The following is a 17,363-nucleotide window of genomic DNA, read 5'->3' on the forward strand; positions in this document are numbered from 1 at the left end:
TCGCCCAGAACCATAGTCGGGTCCGTGCCGCCCTCGGTGTGTTTTGCGTAGTTATGTGGGGCCGGTCTTCGCGGGACCGGTGAGGACGGCGGGGCTCCGGCCGCGCGCACCGGTTTCCGTCGGCGCCGCTCGGTAGCCTTCGAGGCGTGGGCGACGACAGCGAGGACGACATCCAGGACGCCGCCGAGGCGGAGCGGCGGCGGCTGCGCGCGACCTTCACCGAGGACGCCGAGCTGTACGACCGCGCGCGCCCCGGGTACCCGGTCGAGCTGTACGACGACCTGGCCGAGGTCGCGGGCGTCGGCACGGGGTGCCGGGTGCTGGAGATCGGGTGTGGCACCGGCCAGGCCACGGTGCCGCTCGCGGAGCGCGGATGCCGCGTCCTCGCCGTGGAGCTCGGGGAGGCCATGGCGCGGGTCGCCCGCCGCAACCTGTCGGGGTTCCCGCAGGCCGAGGTCGTGGTGTCCTCCTTCGAGGACTGGACGCCGCCGGAGCGGCCGTTCGACGTCGTGTTCTCGGCGACGGCCTTCCACTGGGTCGATCCGGCCGTGCGGGTGGTCAAGTCCGCGGCGTGCCTGCGCCCCGGAGGGACGATCGCCACGGTCGCGACCCACCATGTCGCGGGCGGGAGCGACGCCTTCTTCCGCGAGTCGCAGGACTGCTACGAGCGCTTCGACCCCAGTACGCCGAAGGGCCTGCGCCTGTCCGACGCCTCCGCGGTGGCCAAGGACGGGCGGGAGCTCGACGAGTCCCCGCTCTTCGGGCCGGTGCGCTTCTTCCGCTACGAACGCGACATCACCTACACGACCGGGCAGTACCTCGACGTCCTGCGCACCTACTCCAACCATCGCGCCCTCGACGCGCCCGTCCGCGACGCCCTGCTGGCCTGCGTAGGCTCCCTCATCGACCGCCGCCACGGCGGCCGGATCACCAAGCGCTACCTGACCGAGCTGAGGGTCGCCCACCGCGTCCCGTCCGGACCGGAAAAGGTCGGACCATTGCGGTCCGGCTGCGCCTAGGGGCATAGCGGCCCCAAACTCCGCCCTGTCATGAAACACCGCGTGGGCGAGGGGTAGGGACAGAGGGGAGAGCGGCCCGCCGGGTCGTCGCCGCCAGCGAGAGGACGGGTGCCATGGCCGCCCATGACGGGAGTCCGGCGAACGGGAGACCACGGCGCGAGGACACCCCCGAGGCGCTGCGCGAGGAGCTGCGCGTGGTGGACGAGGATCTGGCCCGCCTGCGCCAGGCCGTCAGGGAGCTGCGCGAGCGCATCGGGGACCGTGCCGACGGCCCCACCGACATGACCGAGATCGGCGCACTGATCAACATGGCCGACGAGCAGGACGGCTTCATCGCCACGCTCGAAGCCCGGCGCGAGACCCTCCTGCGCCGCCTGCGCGCGGCGTCAGGCGAGGACACGCCCTAGCGGGCACGCCCGGGACCGGCGCGGGACCACCCCGGACCAGGCCGGGAGCGGTTCACCGGCGGGCGCGCCCGGATCGGAGCGGAACGGGCTCAGGCCGGGACCGGCCGGGTCGCGCGGCGCGGGAAGCGGTGCGCGGCGACCGCCCGGACGAACGCCTCCAGGAAGCCCTCGGTGTCGGCCTCGCCGGTCACGATCACGCCCCGGGTCGCGTCGGGCGCGACGCGGGCGAGGTCGAGGAGCTCGGCGCCCTCGCCGATCGCCCCGACGGCCTTGCCGTGCTTGTACGCCTCCGACAGGAAGTGCACCGCGTCGCCGTCCTCGGCCAGCGTGCGGACGCTCTCCCGCCCGCCCGGCACCACGACCGCGTCGTACAGCACCGACCCCGTCGTCGGCAGGGCCCGGGTGACCATGACCTTCTCGCCGCCCACGCCCCGGACGGCGCCGCCGCGCGCGGCCAGGGTCTCGCAGACCGCGCCGCGCAGGGTCAGCTCGGTCATGAGGCACCGCACGTGCGAGGCGTCCACGCCGTCCGCGACCAGGAAGGCGATCTTGCGGGTGGCGATCGTGTCCGCGGGCTCGTGGTCCATGCTCAGCGCGGGCGAGCTGCGGCCGTGGTTGGTCCGCGACGGGGCGCCCGGCGGCTCGACGCCGATGCCCTCGGCGACCAGGACCGCGAGGTCGTGGTCCACCTCGTTGAGGTTGCGCACCACGCCTTCCTGGACGTGGCGGGCCTTGACCTTGCCGAGCTCGAACCGGAAGGCGGCGACGATGTGCTCGCGCTCCCAGTCGGACATGCTGTTCCAGAACAGCGTGGCCTGGCCGTAGTGGTCGGCGAAGCTCTCGCTGCGCTTCTTGATCTTCCAGCCGTCGACCCGCTCCTGGTAGTGCTGGTATCCCGAGCCGTCCGCCGGCTCCGGCCACCCGCCGTCCAGCGAGTTCGGATGGTAGGAGGCCTTGCCCTTGTCGATCCGCATCTGGTGGTAGGCGTCGCGCTGGTTGTTGCGCACCTCGGCGATCGGGCGGTTCACCGGGATCTGCGGGAAGTTCGGCCCGCCGAGCCTGATCAGCTGCGTGTCGAGGTAGGAGAACAGGCGGCCCTGCAGCAGCGGGTCGTTGGTGAAGTCGATGCCCGGCACCACGTTGGCGAGGTGGAAGGCCACCTGCTCGGTCTCGGCGAAGAAGTTGTCCGGGTTGCGGTTCAGGACGAGCCGTCCCACCGGGCGCAGCGGCACCCGCTCCTCGGGAATGATCTTCGTCGCGTCGAGCAGGTCGAAGTCGAACGCGAACTCGTCCTCCTCGGGGACGAGCTGCAGGCCCAGCTCCCATTCGGGGAAGGCGCCCATCTCGATGGACTCCCACAGGTCGCGGCGGTTGAAGTCCGGGTCCTTGCCCGCGATCTTCTGCGTCTCGTCCCACACCAGGGACCGCTTGCCGAGCTTGGGCGTCCAGTGGAACTTCACGAACGTCCCGGCGCCGTCCTCGTTGACGAGGCGGAAGGTGTGCACGCCGAAGCCCTGCATCATGCGGAAGCTGCGCGGCAGCGCCCGGTCCGACATCAGCCACATCATCATGTGGGTGGTCTCGGGCTGGAGCTGGACGAAGTCCCACAGCGTGTCGTGCGCCGAGGACGCCTGCGGGATCTCGTTGTCCGGCTCCGGCTTCACCGCGTGGACGAAGTCGGGGAACTTCACCCCGTCCTGGATGAAGAACACCGGCATGTTGTTGCCGACCAGGTCGAAGTTGCCCTGCTCCGTGTAGAACTTGGTGGCGAACCCGCGCACGTCGCGGACCGTGTCGGCCGATCCGCGCGACCCGGCGACGGTCGAGAACCGCACGAACACCGGCGTGCGCAGGCCGGGCGTGGTGAGGAACTTCGCCTTGGTCAGGGTGGCCAGGGAGCCGTCGTAGGGCTCGAAGTAGCCGTAGGCGCCCGAGCCGCGCGCGTGCACGACCCGCTCGGGAATCCTCTCGTGGTCGAAGTGGGTGACCTTCTCCCGGAAGTTGAAGTCATCCATGATCGTCGGACCGCGTTCGCCCGCCTTCAGCGAGTTGTCGGTGTCGTCGACAGGGATTCCCTGGTCGGTGGTCAGGACGCTGTCGCGCTTGTCCACCCGGGCCGCTTCCAGCTGACGGTCCTTGGCCGTACGGTCGTCACTGGTCATCGTCGTAACCCCCCGATCACCTCGATTGACGTGACGCGATTCTGACGATCTGGCGTCCGCCGGGGGCCGCGGGCTAGCGCACGGCGCCCCCGGGGGCGGCGTGTTCGGGGAAGCGCGCCCGCTCGGGCGCCATGTGCTCATGTTCGAACCACCGGCGCAGGCGGTTCAGGAAGAAGGCCAGGGACACGCCGTAGACGACGTGGCCCGCGGCCATGACGGCCTGCCGGCCGGGCCGGTCGCGGTGGGCGTACTGATGCAGGCCGAGGGCCGGCACCCACCATTGATAGCTTACGGCCCAGATCAGAAGGCCGTACGCCGCCCCCGGCGCGACGCGGACCCGGCGGCGACGGCCGGCGGCGAGCGCGAACAGGGCCCCGCAGGCGCCGCCGAACGCGAAGTGCGCCGCGCCGCTCAGCACGTGCTCCCCTCGTTTGGCGCGGTGTTTCGGGCCGGGCAGCAGCGCGCGGGTGATGCGCTGCGGCGGCGGCTCGCCCAGCAGGCCCAGGTGTTCCCCCGCGAGCAGCACGGTGGTGAAGGCGGCCGTGGCGAGGAGGCCGCTGACGGCGCCCTCCACAAGGTTGCGCGTCATTGCCGCTACGTGCCCGGGGCCCCGCCCGGCAAACCCCGCGAAAACGCAGGTCGCGGTCATATCCCAGGAAATCTGCTGTACTCAGGGGAACGTCGAGACTCAGGGGAACGTCGAGTCGGCGTCCTGGCCGGCCACCGCCAGCACTCCGTCGATCTCGCTGAGCCGCGCGACCAGGCGCGCCGGAGAGCCGGACCCGTGGACGGTCAGCCACAGGGTCACCGTCCCCGGCTCGGCCTGCGCCTGCTGGTCGACGGAGACCTCGCTCAGCGTGAACCGCTCCTCCGCGCAGGCCGCCATCACCGTGCGCAGCACCCCCCGGCCGTCGAGGTAGCGCAGGTGGAGCCGCGTGGGGGCGAACCTCGACACCGGCAGCCTGCGGGCCAGCGGGCCGAGCAGGAACATCAGGGCGAAGTGCCCGGCGGTGACGATGAGCGCCAGCAGCCACAGGCCCGCCCCCGCCGCCATGCCGACCGCGGCCGTGAGCCAGATCGTCGCGGCCGTGGTGAGCCCCCGCACGGCGTCGCGCCTGATGAAGATCAGGCCCGCGCCGATGAAACCGATGCCCGACACGATCTGCGCGGCCACCCGGGAGGGGTCGAGCGTGACGTGATCGCCGAGGACGTCGCCGAAGCCGTACTTGGACACGATCATGATCAGGGCCGCCGCGAACCCGACCGAGGTGTGGGTGCGCAGCCCCGCGCTCTTCTGCCGCGCCTCACGCTCGGCGCCGATCGCCGCGGAGAGCACGAACGCCAGGGCGAGCTCTCCGACCTGCACCCAGCCCTGGCCGGTGAGGTCGATGGCGGATCGCAGCACCATCGATCTAGATTAGTTCAAGCTCCGGCGAAAGGGACGGCGGCCCGGAGCGCGTCGGAGAGCACGCCGGGCGCCTCGGCCAGCGACGGGCCGTACCAGGTCAGATGGCGTCCGCTGACCAGGGCCGCGGGAACCCCGGGGAAGAAGCCGGGGCCGTCCTCGGCGGTGAAGCGGTACGGCTCGTCCGGCAGCACGACCAGGGCGGGATCGGCCGCCAGCAGCTCGGGCAGCGGGATCTTGGGGTACCGGTCGGGGTGGCCGGCGAAGAGGTTGCGGACGCCCAGGCGCAGCAGCAGGTCCCCGGCGAAGGTGTCCCGCCCGGCGACCATCCACGGCTTGCGCCACACCGGGATCACCGCGGGGCGCGGTTCGGGCGCCGGCACGTCCCGCCAGGCCGCGTCGGCGGCGCGCAGCCAGTCCGGTTCTGGCAGGCCCATGGCCGTGACCAGCATCCGCCGCAGCGAGGCGAGCGCGTCGTCCAGGGTGCGGACGACCGTGACCCACACCGGGACGCCCGCCGCGCGCAGCGCGTCCAGGTCCGGGACCCGGTTCTCCTCCTCGTTGGCCACGACCAGGTCGGGGGCGAGCGCGATCACGCGGGCCACGTCGGGGTTCTTGGTGCCGCGCACGCGGGCGACGTCCAGCCCCTCCGGGTGCGAGCACCAGTCGGTCGCCCCCACGAGCAGGCCGGGGGCGGTGGCCGCGATGGAGTCGGTGAGCGAGGGCACCAGCGAGACGACCCGGCGCACCCGGGCCGGCACCGGGACGGGCAGGCCGAGGTCGTCCCGCGGCGTCATGACGGGCTCCCGGCCGCGGCCCGCGTCCACCGCGCCGCGCGGTCGGCCTCCGAGATCAGGGCGCAGTCGTCGCAGTAGCCGCCGCCGGGCACCCGGTAGTACAGGCAGCAGGTCGCGCGGACGTAGAAGTACGCGCCGGGCCCGGGTTCGGCGAGCCGTCCCGCCCCGGCGAGGACGCCGAGCCGCAGCACCTCGCCGGCCAGCCCGGCCGCGGACGCCGCGAAGGCGGGCCTGCCGCGGGGCAGCGTGCGCAGGATGCCGGCCAGCGCAGCGGCGGCGTTGCCCCACAGCAGCGCGGGCGCGATCTTGGTGATGCCGAGGACCGCGTGGGTCAGGGGTTCCAGCGTTTCGGTCACGACGGTCCGGTAGACCAGGGCGGCGGCCCGGCGGGTCCAGGCCGCGGGTGGTCCGATGTTTCCCGGCCCGGGATGTCCTGGGACGGCCGCCCACCGCAGGGCTGGGGACGCCCGGAGGGGGAGCGGCCCGGTCGCGGCCGGGCGCCAGAGCAGGCCGTCCGAGGCGTCCACCGGGACCAGTCCGTGCCCGGCGGCCACCCCGACGACGGGCGACCACAGCCGGGCCGCCAGCCCCTGGAACAGGATGGACGCCGCCACCCTGCTCTCGGGCGTGCCGAGGCGCCGCTCGAAGTCGGTGACCCTCGCGCGCAGGGCCTCGGTGTCGCGGGGCAGGTCGCGCAGCGGGCGCCACAGGATCTCGTCGTCGCGGCCGGGGCCGGTCTCGATCGCGAAGTACGGCCCCATGGCCGAGACGTCGGCCAGCGCGGTCGCGACCGCGCCGGGGTCGGCGGGCGCCGGGGCGTCCGGGGGCGGTGTGGTGGTCACACCGGCATTCTTCGTCACCGGCCCGCGCCCGTCATGCCCGCCCCCCGGCCCGGGGCGGCGCCGTCGCGCCGGCTCCCCGACACGGGCGGGCGCCGTCGTGTCAACTCCCCCGGCGCCGCGCGGGACCGCACGTGAGGAACGGTCCTCGGGCGGCCCCTGGACGGCGTGGTTTTCTGGACTGATCGTCTCCTCGGGACAGCTTGACCGTTTTGGGTCTTGCCCAGTGAAGTCGACAGAGTTATGTTTCGCTCAAACTCTTAGGAAACTTTCCTAAAGGAAGAGCCCCCCACATGCGCCGATTCTCCCTCGTAGTGCTGCTGGCGCTCGTAGCGACCGCTCTGGCGATCCCTGCGAACGCGGCAGCCGCCCGCTTGACCGCGGCGTTCACCCTGAACGGCAATCAGGGTAAGTTCGTCGTGACCAACCCGGGCACCACCGCCATCACCAACTGGTCGCTTGAGTTCGACCTGCCCTCCGGAGTGTCCGTCAGCAGCCCGCAGAACGCCACCATCAACCAGAGCGGAACACACTTCCGGCTGGTCCCGGCGTTCTACATCGCCAACATCCGGGCGGGCGGGAGCACCGAGCCGTACAGCCCCACGTTCACGTTGAGCTCGGCCGTCCAGCCGACGAACTGCACGATCAACGGGGCGAACTGTGACGGCAGCGGGGACGACCCGCCCCCGCCCGCACCGCTGAGCGCGACCTACTCGGCCTCGGGCAGCCGCGGTACCTACGTGGTGAGCAACAACTCCACCACCACCCTCAGCGGCTGGTCCATCACCTTCGACCTGCCGTCGGGCGTCACCGCGAGCAACGCCGAGAACGCCACGCTCACCCAGAACGGCACCCAGGTCATCCTGAGCCCGGTGCACTACAACACGAGCGTCGGCGCGGGCCGGACCACCGATCCGTACAGCCCGTCCTTCACCCTCAGCAGCGCCTCGGCGACCCCGGCGAACTGCCGGGTCAACGACGTGCGCTGTGACGGCCGCCCCGACACCCCGCCGGGCGCGCCGGGCAACCTCCGCTCGCCGGTCAAGACCACCAAGACCGTCTCGCTGGCGTGGGACGCCTCCACCGGCGGCAGCCTGCCGGTCGTCGCCTACCAGATCTTCCAGGGCAGCACGCTCGCCCTTGAGGTGAGCGGCACCAGCGGCACCGTCACCGGCCTCACCCCGAACACCGCCTACTCGTTCACGGTCAAGGCCAAGGACCGCAAGGGCACCCTGTCCCCGGCCAGCGCGGCCCTGTCGGTGACGACGAGCAACCCCTCGGACGACACCACGGCGCCGAGCGTGCCCGCGAACGTCCGCACCACGGCCACCGGCCCCGGTGAGATCTCGCTCGCGTGGAACGCCTCCACCGACAACAGCGGCATCGCCGGCTACGACGTCTACAACGGGTCGGCGCTGGCGCTCAGCGTCCTCGGCACCACCGCGACGGTGAGCGGCCTGTCGCCGTCCACCGAGTACACCTTCACCGTCAAGGCCCGCGACCTGTACGACAACGTGTCCGCCGCGAGCGCGCCGCTCAAGGCGAAGACCTCCGACATCGTCGGCAGCGGCTACGCCCGGGTCGGCTACTTCGTGCAGTGGGGCATCTACGGCCGCCAGTACTTCGTCAAGAACCTGGACTCGACCGGCGCCGCCGCCAAGCTGACCCACATCAACTACGCGTTCGCCAACATCGACCCGCAGAACCTGACCTGTCTGCAGGGTGTCACCAAGGGCACCACGCAGAACCCGCAGGACCCGAACCAGGGTGACGGCGCCGGTGACGCCGAGGCCGACTACGGCCGGCCGATGAGCGCCGCGCAGTCGGTGGACGGCAAGGCCGACACCGGCTGGGAGCCCCTGCGCGGTAACTTCAACCAGCTCAAGAAGCTCAAGGCCAAGTACCCGAACCTCAAGGTCCTGATCTCGCTGGGCGGCTGGACGTACTCCAAGTACTTCTCCGACGTGGCCGCGACCGACGCCGCGCGCAAGAAGTTCGTGTCGTCCTGCATCGACGTCTACATCAAGGGCAACCTGCCCACCTACAACGCCGCGGGCGGCCCGGGTAGCGCCGCCGGCATCTTCGACGGCATCGACCTCGACTGGGAGTGGCCGGGCGCCGAGGGCCACGCCGGCAACCACGTCGGTGCGAACGACAAGGCGAACAACACCCTGCTGATCGCCGAGTTCCGCAAGCAGCTCGACGAGCTCACCAAGACGACGGGCAAGCGCTACCAGCTCACCGCGTTCACCCCCGCCGACCCGGCGAAGATCGAGGCCGGCTGGGACCTGCCCGAGGTCGCCAAGTCGCTGGACATCTTCAACGTCCAGGGGTACGACTTCCACGGCGCCGGCAGCGACAACTCGTGGGAGCCGAACCGCACCGGCCACCAGGGCAACCTGTACGCCGACGCGGACGACCCGTACAACTTCCACTTCAGCGTGGAGAACGCGGTCAACGTGTACCTCCAGGCCGGCGTGAACCCCCGCAAGATCACCATCGGCCTCGCCTACTACGGGCGTGGCTGGCAGGGTGTGGCCGAGGGCGGCAAGAGCGGCGAGTGGCAGTCGGCCACCGGCGCGGCGCCCGGCCAGTTCCAGGAGGAGGCGGGCACCCGCGGATACTCCAACCTTCTCGCCAGCGTGCCGAACTGCACCGTGAAGCACGACGAGGTCGCGGTCGCCACGTACTGCTACACCGGCAACGGCGGGCAGTGGTGGACGTTCGACGACGTCTGGGCGATCCAGAAGAAGTCCGCGTGGCTGCGCTCCAAGAACCTGCTCGGGGCGATGATCTGGGAGATGTCCGGTGACCCGGGCACGCTCACCACGGCCCTGGACGCGGCTCTGAAGTAAGACGCGCGACGGCGCCCGGCCACCGGGCGCCGAGACGTGAAGTCCGGCCGGTCGCCCGCGTGGCGGCCGGCCGGACGGCTTTCGCGCGAGGACAGGGCCCGCGTGCCGGACGCCGACCTTTGTTACCAACTGGTCAGTAATATGTAGAGTCAGCTTGTCAATCGGGCAAAGCGGGCCGACATTCTGAGCAATGTCGCCACTCGGGGGATGACCCCAGGAGGCCCGCTTGCACCCCCTGCGCCGTACCCTCCTCGCCCTCCTCGCCCTCACCGCCTGCCTGACCCTCGCGACCGCGACCGCCGCCCCGGCCGCCGCCGCCCCGCCGCCCCCGGCCGCCATGGCCTCGATGGGCGACTCCATCACCCGCGCCTTCAACTCCTGCGGCTTCTACGTCGACTGCCCCTCACGCTCGTGGTCCACCGGGTCCACCGGCTCGGTCAACAGCCACTACCTGCGCATCCGGGGGGTATCGCCGTCCCTGGTCGCCTACAACGACGCCGTGTCCGGGGCCAAGGTCGCCGACATGGCGGGCCAGGCCCAGCGCGCGGTGTCGCAGGGCGTCGGCTACGTCACGATCCTCGTCGGGGCCAACGACGTGTGCACCTCGTCGGAGTCGGCCATGACCTCGGTCGCCGACTTCGAGTCCCGCTTCCGTGCCGCCGTCCAGACCCTCGCCGACGGCCTGCCGCAGGCGCTGATCTTCGTGGCCAGCGTTCCGGACGTCAAACGGCTGTGGGAGGTCGGCAAGGGCGACCTCGCCGCCCGCACCGCCTGGTCGACGTTCGGCATCTGCCAGTCGCTGCTGGCCGGCCCCCGCTCCACCGCCGCGGCCGACGTCGCCCGGCGCGACCGCGTGCGGCAGCGCGCCGCCGACTTCAACGCCGTCCTCGCCCGCGTCTGCGGCGAGCGGCCCACGTGCCGGTACGACGGCGGCGCCGTCTTCGCCTACCGCTTCACGCTCGCCGAGATCAGCACCTGGGACTACTTCCACCCCAACGCCACCGGCCAGAAGGCGCTCGCCGCCGTCACCTACGCCGCCGGGTACGGCTGGTGACCTTCGCAGCGCCGTCACGGCCCGTCACGGCACGGCGTATTCGCTGTCGCGCACGTCGGTGATCGCCATGTGGCCGGGCGCGTGCCCGATCGCGAAGGGCGGCCGTGACGCGGCCACGGCCGCCTGCGGCGTCACCCCGCAGGCCCAGAAGACCGGGATCTCGCCCGGCCGCACCTCCACCGGGTCGCCGTAGTCGGGCCGGCCGAGGTCGGCGATGCCCAGCGCGGCCGGGTCGCCCACGTGCACCGGGGCGCCGTGCACGGCCGGGTAGCGGGACGTGACCCGCACCGCGGTCGCGACCAGCTCGGGCGGCACCGGCCGCATCGACACCACCAGCGGCCCGGCGAGCGTCCCCGCCGGACGGCACGCCCGGTTCGTCCGGTACATCGGGACGTTGGTCCGGCCCTCCAGGTGCCGCACGGGCACGCCGGCGTCCAGCAGCGCCGCCTCGAAGGTGAAACTGCAGCCGATCAGGAAGCACACCAGGTCGTCACGCCAGTAGGCCCGCACGTCGCCCACCTCGGCGACCTGCTCGCCGTGCTCGTAGACGCGGTAGGCGGGCAGGTCGGTGCGCAGGTCGCCGTCGAAGATCGACGCCCAGGTCTCCCCGGGCTCGGTGACGTCGAGCACCGGGCACGCCTTCGGGTTGCGCTGCGCGAACAGCAGGAAGTCGTAGGCGCGGTCCTTGGGCAGCGCCAGCAGGTTCGCCTGCGCCCATCCCGCCGACCAGCCCGCGGTGGGGGTCACCAGGCCGTCGCGGAAGGCGGCGCGCGCGTCGCGCGGGGGCACCATCGCCGGGTCGAGCACTGTCATCGTCCCTTCCATCTCGCCGAACTCTCCGAACGCCGGCGGCAGGTCACCGCCGTTCCCTCGCCGTACTGGTCGAACGCCGGCGGCACGCCACCGCCGACCCACGCGTCACGGCCACGTCGCCGTGATCGCCCCCCGATCCGGCCGCCCGAGGGCGGTCTCTCACCGCGCGCCGAGCCGGAAGCGGATCCGCTGGCCCGGACGCACCTGCGCCGCGCGGTCCACGTCGCGCGAGCACACCACCGCGATCACCGGGTAGCCGCCGGTCACCGGGTGGTCGGCCAGGAACAGCGTCGGCTGCCCCGACGGCGGCACCTGGAGCGCGCCCGGCACCATGCCCTCCGGGGGGAGCTCCTCCCCGCGGACCCGCTCCAGGACCGGGCCGCGCAGGCGCATGCCGACCCGGTTGCTGTCCGCCGTGACCTCGTACGGCGCCGAGCACAGCACCCGCAGGGCGTCGGCGCCGAACCAGTCGTCGCGCGGCCCGGGCAGCACGCCGAGCACCGGCGCATCCTCGCCCGGCTCGGCGACCGGCGCGAGGTCGACGCCGGGGAACCGGTCCGGCGGCGGCCCCACCGGCAGCAGCGTGCCGGGCCGGGGCAGTTCGGGGCCGAGGCCCGCCATGATGTCGGTGGCCCGCGACCCGAGCACCTCCGGCACCTCCAGCCCGCCGCGCACCGCCAGGTAGGTGCGCAGGCCGCTCCCTGGCACGCCGAGCCGCAGCGTCGCGCCGTCCGGCAGGCGCTCGACCGCGTGGTGGCCGATGCCGCGCGCCCGCCCCGAGGCGTCGGTGACCGTCGCTGGGCACGGCGCCCCGCTCAGCGCCACCAGCAGGTCGCCGTGGGCGCGCACGGCCAGCCCGCCCAGGGTGACCTCCAGCGCGGCGGCCGTCTCGGGGTTGGCGAGCAGCCGGTTGGCCAGGCGCAGCGCGCCCCGGTCCGCGGCGCCCGAGCGTCCCACGCCGAGGTCGCCCCGCCCGGGACGCCCGAGGTCCTGGACGCTCGCGAGCGGCCCGGTCGCGACGACCTCCAGGAGTCGCACCGCCTCACCCATCGCGCGCCTCCGCGAACCGCACCCGCATGCCGGGGCGCAGCAGCGCGGGCGGGTCGGCGTGGACGTCCCACACGGTGAGCTCCGTGCGGCCGATGAGCCGCCACCCGCCCGGGGACTCCCGCGGGTACACGGCGCTGAACCCGGCGGCCAGCGCCACCGCGCCCGCGGGCACCCGCACCCGCGACTCGCTCCTGCGCGGGACCCGCAGCCGGGGGTGGCCGCCGATCAGGTAGGCGAAGCCGGGGGCGAACCCGGAGAACGCCACCGTCCAGGGTGTGCCCGTGTGCGCCGTCACCACCTCGCGCTCCGACAGCCCGGTCAGGGCCGCCACGTCGGCGAGGTCGGCGCCGTCGTACACGACGGGCACGGTCACCTCGCCCGTCCCCGCGCTCCGTCCCCGCGACGGGCGCGCGTTCAGCACCGCCGCCTCGACCGTCCCCCGGTGCGCCGGGGGCTCGAAGCGCACCAGCAGGGTGCGGGCGGCGGGCAGGATGTCGGTGACCCCCGGCGGCGGGTCGGCGGAGAGGGTGTCGTACAGGGCGAGGACCTCCGCCGCGCCGCCCAGTTCCACCAGGACGGCACGGTCGCCGCAGCGCCGGAAGCGCGGGCTCATGGCCGCTCCTCGCCGGGGTCCCTCGCGAACGGGGCGAGCGTCACCCCCGCGGCGGTCAGCGTCTGCCGGATCCGGTGGGCCATGGGCACCGGATCCGGGCTGTCGCCGTGCACGCAGATCGAGCCGGCCCGCAGCCGCAGCGGCGTGCCGTCCGCCGCCGCCACCGGCTCGCCCCGCGCCAGGCTCAGGACGCGGCCCGCCACCACGTCCGGATCGTGCAGCACCGCGCCGGGACGGTCGCGCGGCACGAGCGTCCCCTGCGGGGTGTAGGCGCGGTCGGCGAAGAACTCGGGGACGGTGGCGAGCCCGGCCTCCTCGGCCAGCCGCAGCCACGCGGAGCCGGGCAGGCCGAGCACCGGCAGCGCCGGGTCGTAGGCCCGCACGGCCGCCACGACGGCGGCCGCCTGGGCCTCGTGGTGCACGATCGCGTTGTAGAGCGCGCCGTGCGGCTTGACGTACCGCACCCGGCTGCCGGCCAGCCGCGCGAACGCGTCCAGGGCGCCGATCTGGTAGAGGATCTCGTCGGCCAGGGCCTCGGGCGGCACGTCCACGAAGCGCCGCCCGAAGCCGGCCAGGTCGCGGTAGCCCACCTGGGCGCCGATCGCGACGCCGCGCGCGACCGCCGTCGCGCACGTGCGCCGCATGATGGTCGGGTCTCCCGCGTGGAAGCCGCACGCCACGTTCGCGCTGGTGACGATGCCGAGCAGTGCCTCGTCGTCGCCGAGGTCCCACCGGCCGAAACCTTCGCCGAGGTCGGAGTTGAGGTCGATCGTCGTGATCACGGGAGACATTGTCGGGCTCCGGTTCGCTGCTTCTCGTTCCAGTGTGGTCCGCCCTCGTCAGGGCCGTGTGGTCAGCCCGTGCCGGGGCCGTGCGGCGGGTGTCAGCCGAGCCGCCGCGCCCGGGTCTCCGGCAGCCCGGCCAGGGCCACGACCGCGATGGCGTAGGCGAGGGCGCCGAACGCCATCGCGCCGCCGACGTCGTAGTTCTGGGCCAGGTACCCGATGACGGTGGGGAAGAACGCGCCGACGCCGCGTCCGACGTTGTAGGCGAACCCCTGGCCGGTGCCCCGGACGTGGCCCGGGTACAGCTCGGACAGGAAGGCGCCGAACCCGGAGAAGATCGCCGACGAGCAGAACCCGAGCGGGAAGCCCAGGACCATGACGTACTGGCCGGCCGTGGCGGGCAGGCCCGTGTACAGCAGGATCAGCGCGCCGCTGAGCACGGCGAACACGGCGAACGTCCATTTGCGCCCGATGCGGTCGGTGAAGAACCCGCCGGTCAGGTAGCCGCAGAACGCCCCGGTGATCAGGAAGGCCAGGTAGCCGCCGGTGCCGATCACCGACAGGCCGCGCTCGGTCTTCAGGTAGGTCGGCACCCAGGTCGCCAGCGTGTAGTAGCCGCCCTGCACGCCGGTGGCCAGCAGCGTCGCGAACAGGGTGGTGCGCAGCAGGCCGCCCCGGAAGATCGTGAGGACGGGCACGTGGCCGTCCGGCGTCTGCCGTCCGGTGAAGGCGGGGGCGTCGGTGACGTTGCGGCGGACGTAGAGGACGAGGAGCGCGGGCAGCGCGCCGGTGAAGAACAGCACGCGCCAGGCGAGGCCCTCGTCGGCGACCATGAACACGACCGTGTAGACGGCGACGGCGAGGCCCCAGCCGACGGCCCACGCCGACTGGACGACCGCGACCGTGCGGCCCCGGTGGCGCGCGGCGGCGTACTCGGCGACCAGGATCGCCCCGGCGGCCCATTCGCCGCCGAAGCCGAGGCCCTGGAGGGCGCGGAAGACCAGTAGCGTCTCGTAGTTCGGGGCGAGACCGCACAGCGCCGTGAAGATCGCGTACGTCGTGACGGTGATCATCAGGGTCCTGGCGCGGCCGAGGCGGTCGGCGAGGACGCCCGCGAGGATGCCGCCGAGCGCCGAGGACACGAGCGTGGCGGTGGTGAGAAGGCCGGTCTGCCCGGTGGTGAGGCCGAAGGCGCCGGCGATGGCGACGAGGCCGAGGGGGAGGACCCAGAAGTCGTAGGAGTCGAGGCCGTAGCCGAGGAAGGCCCCGGTGAACGCCTTCCGCCCTTTGCGGCCGAGCGCGGTGTACCAGGCGAGGAACGTCGTGTCGTGTCGATCTTGGGGGACTTCCACCGTGGGTTCCGGCGTGGACGATGTCGTCATCGCGCACCTCGATTGTCGATGTCCGGCCTGCGTGTCCTAACTGTTCGCGTGCGTTGTCCCGCCGCTGGCCGCCGTCCGTGCGGCGGGGAGGGCGCCGCCGGGGACCGGGGGCGCCGTGGCGCCCCGTCAGTGGCTGGTGACGCTCACGGTACATCCGCGTGTCCTCCATTTCAACGATCTGACGAGTCCACTTCTGAGCGATCCTCTTTGAGGATCGTTGAACAATATGACAAGTGATACGATGCGAGCCCGCGGACGGAAAGGTGAAGCTCGTGATCGACAGTGCGGCGGAGCGCGCGGCCCGGCGCCTCGCGATGGACCGTGACCTGCTCGGGCGCACCAGCACCGCCGAGCGTGTGGCGTCGCTGCTGCGCGAGCGCATCATCGACGGCGTCTTCGCGCCCGGCGAGCGGCTGTCCGAGGAGTCGATCGGCGCGGCGCTCCAGGTGTCACGCAACACGCTGCGCGAGGCGTTCCGCCTGCTGTCCCATGAGCGCCTGCTCGTCCATCAGCTCAACCGCGGGGTCTTCGTCCGCGGCCTCACCTCCGGCGACGTCGTCGACCTGTACCGGGTGCGCAGGCTGGTGGAGTGCGCCGCGATCCGCGAGGCCGTGCCGCCGCCGCCCGTCGCGCTCGCCCGCCTGCGCGAGGCGCTGGAGGAGGCCGGCCGGGCGACGGACGAGGAGCGCTGGCACGACGTCGGCAGCGCCAACATGCGCTTCCACCAGGGCCTGGTCGCGCTGGCGGGCAGCGAGAGGCTCGACGAGATGATGCGCCAGGTCCTCGCCGAGCTGCGGCTGACCTTCCTCGCCATGAGCAACCCGCGCGCGTTCCACGGCCCGTACGTGGCCCGCAACCGTGAGATCCTGAAGCTGATCGAGGCGGGGGACGCCGCGGGCGCCGAGCGCCTGCTGGCCGACTATCTCGCCGACGCCGAGCGGCAGCTCGTCGAGGCGCACGCGAACGCGGGGGAGTAGGCGCGCCGAGCCCGCGGCGGCCGGTTGGGGGTCTCCATGAACGTGGTGGCGTTGTCCGACACCCACGCGCCCCGGCGCTGGAAGGGGTGCCCGCCGCGGGTGGCAGAACACCTGCGCGGAGCGGACGTCGTCCTGCACGCGGGCGACGTGTGCACGGCCTCGGTGCTGGACGAGCTGGCGGCCTTCGCGCCGGTCCACGTGGTCAAGGGCAACAACGACGGTCCCGACGTCGTCGCCCCGGAGACCCTGGAGCTGGAGCTGGACGGGCTGAAGGTCGCGATGATCCACGACAGCGGCGCGGCGGCGGGGCGCTGGGCGCGCATGCGGCGGCGTTTCCCCGACGCGCGGCTGGTCGTCTTCGGCCACTCGCACATCCCCCTCGACCACGAGGAGGACGACCTGCGCATCTTCAACCCGGGCTCCCCGACCGACCGCCGCCGCCAGCCGCACGGCACGCTCGGGCTGCTGTGCGTCGAGCGCGGCCGGCTGGTGTCGGCGCGGATCGTGCCGGTCACCTGACGCCGCCGAATTCCCGGCGCGCCGTCGCATATTCGGCAATGTCGCCGCGGCCGATTCCCGGTGACGGCACGGTGTCCGCGGCGCGTATTCCGGGAAACGCGGGACGGGGTCGGGAGGGCGCCGAATAGGGGGGCCCAAATAGAACACGGCCGGAGCCTCGGCTCCGACCGTCTCCATGCCCCGCCAAGCGTGGCGATCATCCCCAGGGGGTGTTGCCGTTCTGGTTCGTGGGGGTCGGGGTGGGGGTGGGGGCCACTTCGCCGTCGGCGAGGTGCGCTACCGCCGTGGGCTGGGCGGTTCCGGCGATGGCGGTGGTGGCGAGCGCGCCGCCCCCCGTCATGACGACCGCGACGACGACGATCCGGGTGGCGGTGTTCCTGATGGCGCTTCGCATGTGGCTGACCCCTCGTCTGTGGCCCTGCGGCTCACGTCCGTGCCGTTTCCCTGTTCGCGATTCAGAAGCTAATAGGGGTCGCTATCCACTCCCTATCGGTCCGCTTCTGCCGCGCCAAGTCCCGATAGCCGGTCATCGACAACGGATTGCGGCGCGCGACCGTAGGGGGTCGTGGGAAAGCGCCGGACGCCTGGGGCGGGCGGGAACGGCGCCGGGGCCGCGGGGCCCGGCCGGGTCCGGGCACGGCCTCGCGCGCGAAGCCGGCGGTCGCGTCCGGGGTGACTCGCGGCCT

17 protein-coding genes are annotated in these 17,363 nt (G+C 72.9%); 6 read left to right on the plus strand and 11 right to left on the minus strand.

Going from position 1 to position 17,363, the window contains the following annotated elements; genetic code table 11:
* Nucleotides 1-146: 146 nt before the first annotated feature.
* Nucleotides 147-1,019, plus strand: coding sequence for a class I SAM-dependent methyltransferase (locus tag BJ982_RS10255; protein WP_203959396.1), 873 nt, complete (start codon nucleotides 147-149; stop codon nucleotides 1,017-1,019).
* Nucleotides 1,020-1,132: 113 nt separating this feature from the next.
* On the plus strand, nucleotides 1,133-1,426 hold the full coding sequence (locus BJ982_RS10260) for a hypothetical protein (RefSeq protein ID WP_184878803.1): 294 nt from the start codon (nucleotides 1,133-1,135) through the stop codon (nucleotides 1,424-1,426).
* A gap of 89 nt (nucleotides 1,427-1,515) precedes the next feature.
* Here BJ982_RS10260 and BJ982_RS10265 read toward each other — a convergent pair whose 3' ends face one another.
* The 5 genes from BJ982_RS10265 to BJ982_RS10285 form a co-directional block, all read right to left on the minus strand.
* The gene (locus BJ982_RS10265; protein WP_184878805.1) at nucleotides 1,516-3,588 is read right to left on the minus strand and encodes a catalase; all 2,073 of its coding nucleotides are present in this window, start codon (nucleotides 3,586-3,588) and stop codon (nucleotides 1,516-1,518) included.
* A 73-nt stretch (nucleotides 3,589-3,661) separates the two neighbouring features.
* Nucleotides 3,662-4,177, minus strand: coding sequence for a DUF6789 family protein (locus BJ982_RS10270; RefSeq protein WP_184878807.1), 516 nt, complete (start codon nucleotides 4,175-4,177; stop codon nucleotides 3,662-3,664).
* A 99-nt stretch (nucleotides 4,178-4,276) separates the two neighbouring features.
* Entirely contained in the window at nucleotides 4,277-4,996 is a 720-nt protein-coding gene (locus BJ982_RS10275) for an MgtC/SapB family protein (protein WP_184878809.1), read from the minus strand.
* 14 nt (nucleotides 4,997-5,010) lie between these two features.
* Nucleotides 5,011-5,790: a helical backbone metal receptor gene (locus BJ982_RS10280; RefSeq protein ID WP_184878811.1), complete on the minus strand. Its 780-nt coding sequence runs from the start codon at nucleotides 5,788-5,790 to the stop codon at nucleotides 5,011-5,013.
* Nucleotides 5,787-6,632, minus strand: coding sequence for a (2Fe-2S)-binding protein (locus BJ982_RS10285; RefSeq protein WP_203959395.1), 846 nt, complete (start codon nucleotides 6,630-6,632; stop codon nucleotides 5,787-5,789). The genes BJ982_RS10280 and BJ982_RS10285 overlap by 4 nt, the downstream gene beginning before the upstream one ends.
* A 290-nt stretch (nucleotides 6,633-6,922) precedes the next feature.
* On the opposite strand from BJ982_RS10285, the gene BJ982_RS10290 reads away from it, so the two are divergent.
* Both BJ982_RS10290 and BJ982_RS10295 read left to right on the plus strand, forming a co-directional pair.
* Nucleotides 6,923-9,484 carry a glycosyl hydrolase family 18 protein gene (locus tag BJ982_RS10290; RefSeq protein ID WP_184878813.1) on the plus strand — a complete coding sequence of 854 codons (2,562 nt, stop codon included), beginning with the start codon at nucleotides 6,923-6,925 and terminating at the stop codon, nucleotides 9,482-9,484.
* Nucleotides 9,485-9,710: 226 nt separating this feature from the next.
* Nucleotides 9,711-10,538 carry an SGNH/GDSL hydrolase family protein gene (locus BJ982_RS10295; RefSeq protein WP_239123518.1) on the plus strand — a complete coding sequence of 276 codons (828 nt, stop codon included), beginning with the start codon at nucleotides 9,711-9,713 and terminating at the stop codon, nucleotides 10,536-10,538.
* Nucleotides 10,539-10,562: 24 nt separating this feature from the next.
* Here the strand turns inward: BJ982_RS10295 and BJ982_RS10300 are convergent, their stop codons facing one another.
* The 5 genes from BJ982_RS10300 to BJ982_RS10320 all read right to left on the minus strand — a co-directional run bounded on the left by BJ982_RS10300 (nucleotide 10,563) and on the right by BJ982_RS10320 (nucleotide 15,181).
* On the minus strand, nucleotides 10,563-11,351 hold the full coding sequence (locus tag BJ982_RS10300) for a putative hydro-lyase (RefSeq protein ID WP_203959394.1): 789 nt from the start codon (nucleotides 11,349-11,351) through the stop codon (nucleotides 10,563-10,565).
* A 159-nt stretch (nucleotides 11,352-11,510) separates the two neighbouring features.
* The gene (locus tag BJ982_RS10305; RefSeq protein ID WP_184878815.1) at nucleotides 11,511-12,401 is read right to left on the minus strand and encodes a 5-oxoprolinase subunit C family protein; all 891 of its coding nucleotides are present in this window, start codon (nucleotides 12,399-12,401) and stop codon (nucleotides 11,511-11,513) included.
* On the minus strand, nucleotides 12,394-13,014 hold the full coding sequence (locus BJ982_RS10310) for a 5-oxoprolinase subunit B family protein (protein ID WP_184878817.1): 621 nt from the start codon (nucleotides 13,012-13,014) through the stop codon (nucleotides 12,394-12,396). The genes BJ982_RS10305 and BJ982_RS10310 overlap by 8 nt, the downstream gene beginning before the upstream one ends.
* The gene (locus BJ982_RS10315) at nucleotides 13,011-13,796 is read right to left on the minus strand and encodes a LamB/YcsF family protein (protein WP_373869694.1); all 786 of its coding nucleotides are present in this window, start codon (nucleotides 13,794-13,796) and stop codon (nucleotides 13,011-13,013) included. The genes BJ982_RS10310 and BJ982_RS10315 overlap by 4 nt, the downstream gene beginning before the upstream one ends.
* Nucleotides 13,797-13,897: 101 nt before the next feature.
* Entirely contained in the window at nucleotides 13,898-15,181 is a 1,284-nt protein-coding gene (locus BJ982_RS10320; protein WP_184878822.1) for an MFS transporter, read from the minus strand.
* A gap of 272 nt (nucleotides 15,182-15,453) precedes the next feature.
* Here BJ982_RS10320 and BJ982_RS10325 point away from each other — a divergent pair, with 272 nt between their 5' ends.
* On the plus strand, nucleotides 15,454-16,158 hold the full coding sequence (locus BJ982_RS10325) for a GntR family transcriptional regulator (RefSeq protein ID WP_307784659.1): 705 nt from the start codon (nucleotides 15,454-15,456) through the stop codon (nucleotides 16,156-16,158).
* A 36-nt stretch (nucleotides 16,159-16,194) separates the two neighbouring features.
* Nucleotides 16,195-16,677: a metallophosphoesterase family protein gene (locus BJ982_RS10330; RefSeq protein WP_184878823.1), complete on the plus strand. Its 483-nt coding sequence runs from the start codon at nucleotides 16,195-16,197 to the stop codon at nucleotides 16,675-16,677.
* 196 nt (nucleotides 16,678-16,873) lie between these two features.
* On the opposite strand, the gene BJ982_RS10335 is transcribed toward BJ982_RS10330, so the two are convergent.
* Entirely contained in the window at nucleotides 16,874-17,071 is a 198-nt protein-coding gene (locus tag BJ982_RS10335; protein WP_184878825.1) for a hypothetical protein, read from the minus strand.
* Nucleotides 17,072-17,363: the final 292 nt, after the last annotated feature.

Source organism: Sphaerisporangium siamense (assembly GCF_014205275.1).
GTDB lineage: Bacteria > Actinomycetota > Actinomycetes > Streptosporangiales > Streptosporangiaceae > Sphaerisporangium > Sphaerisporangium siamense.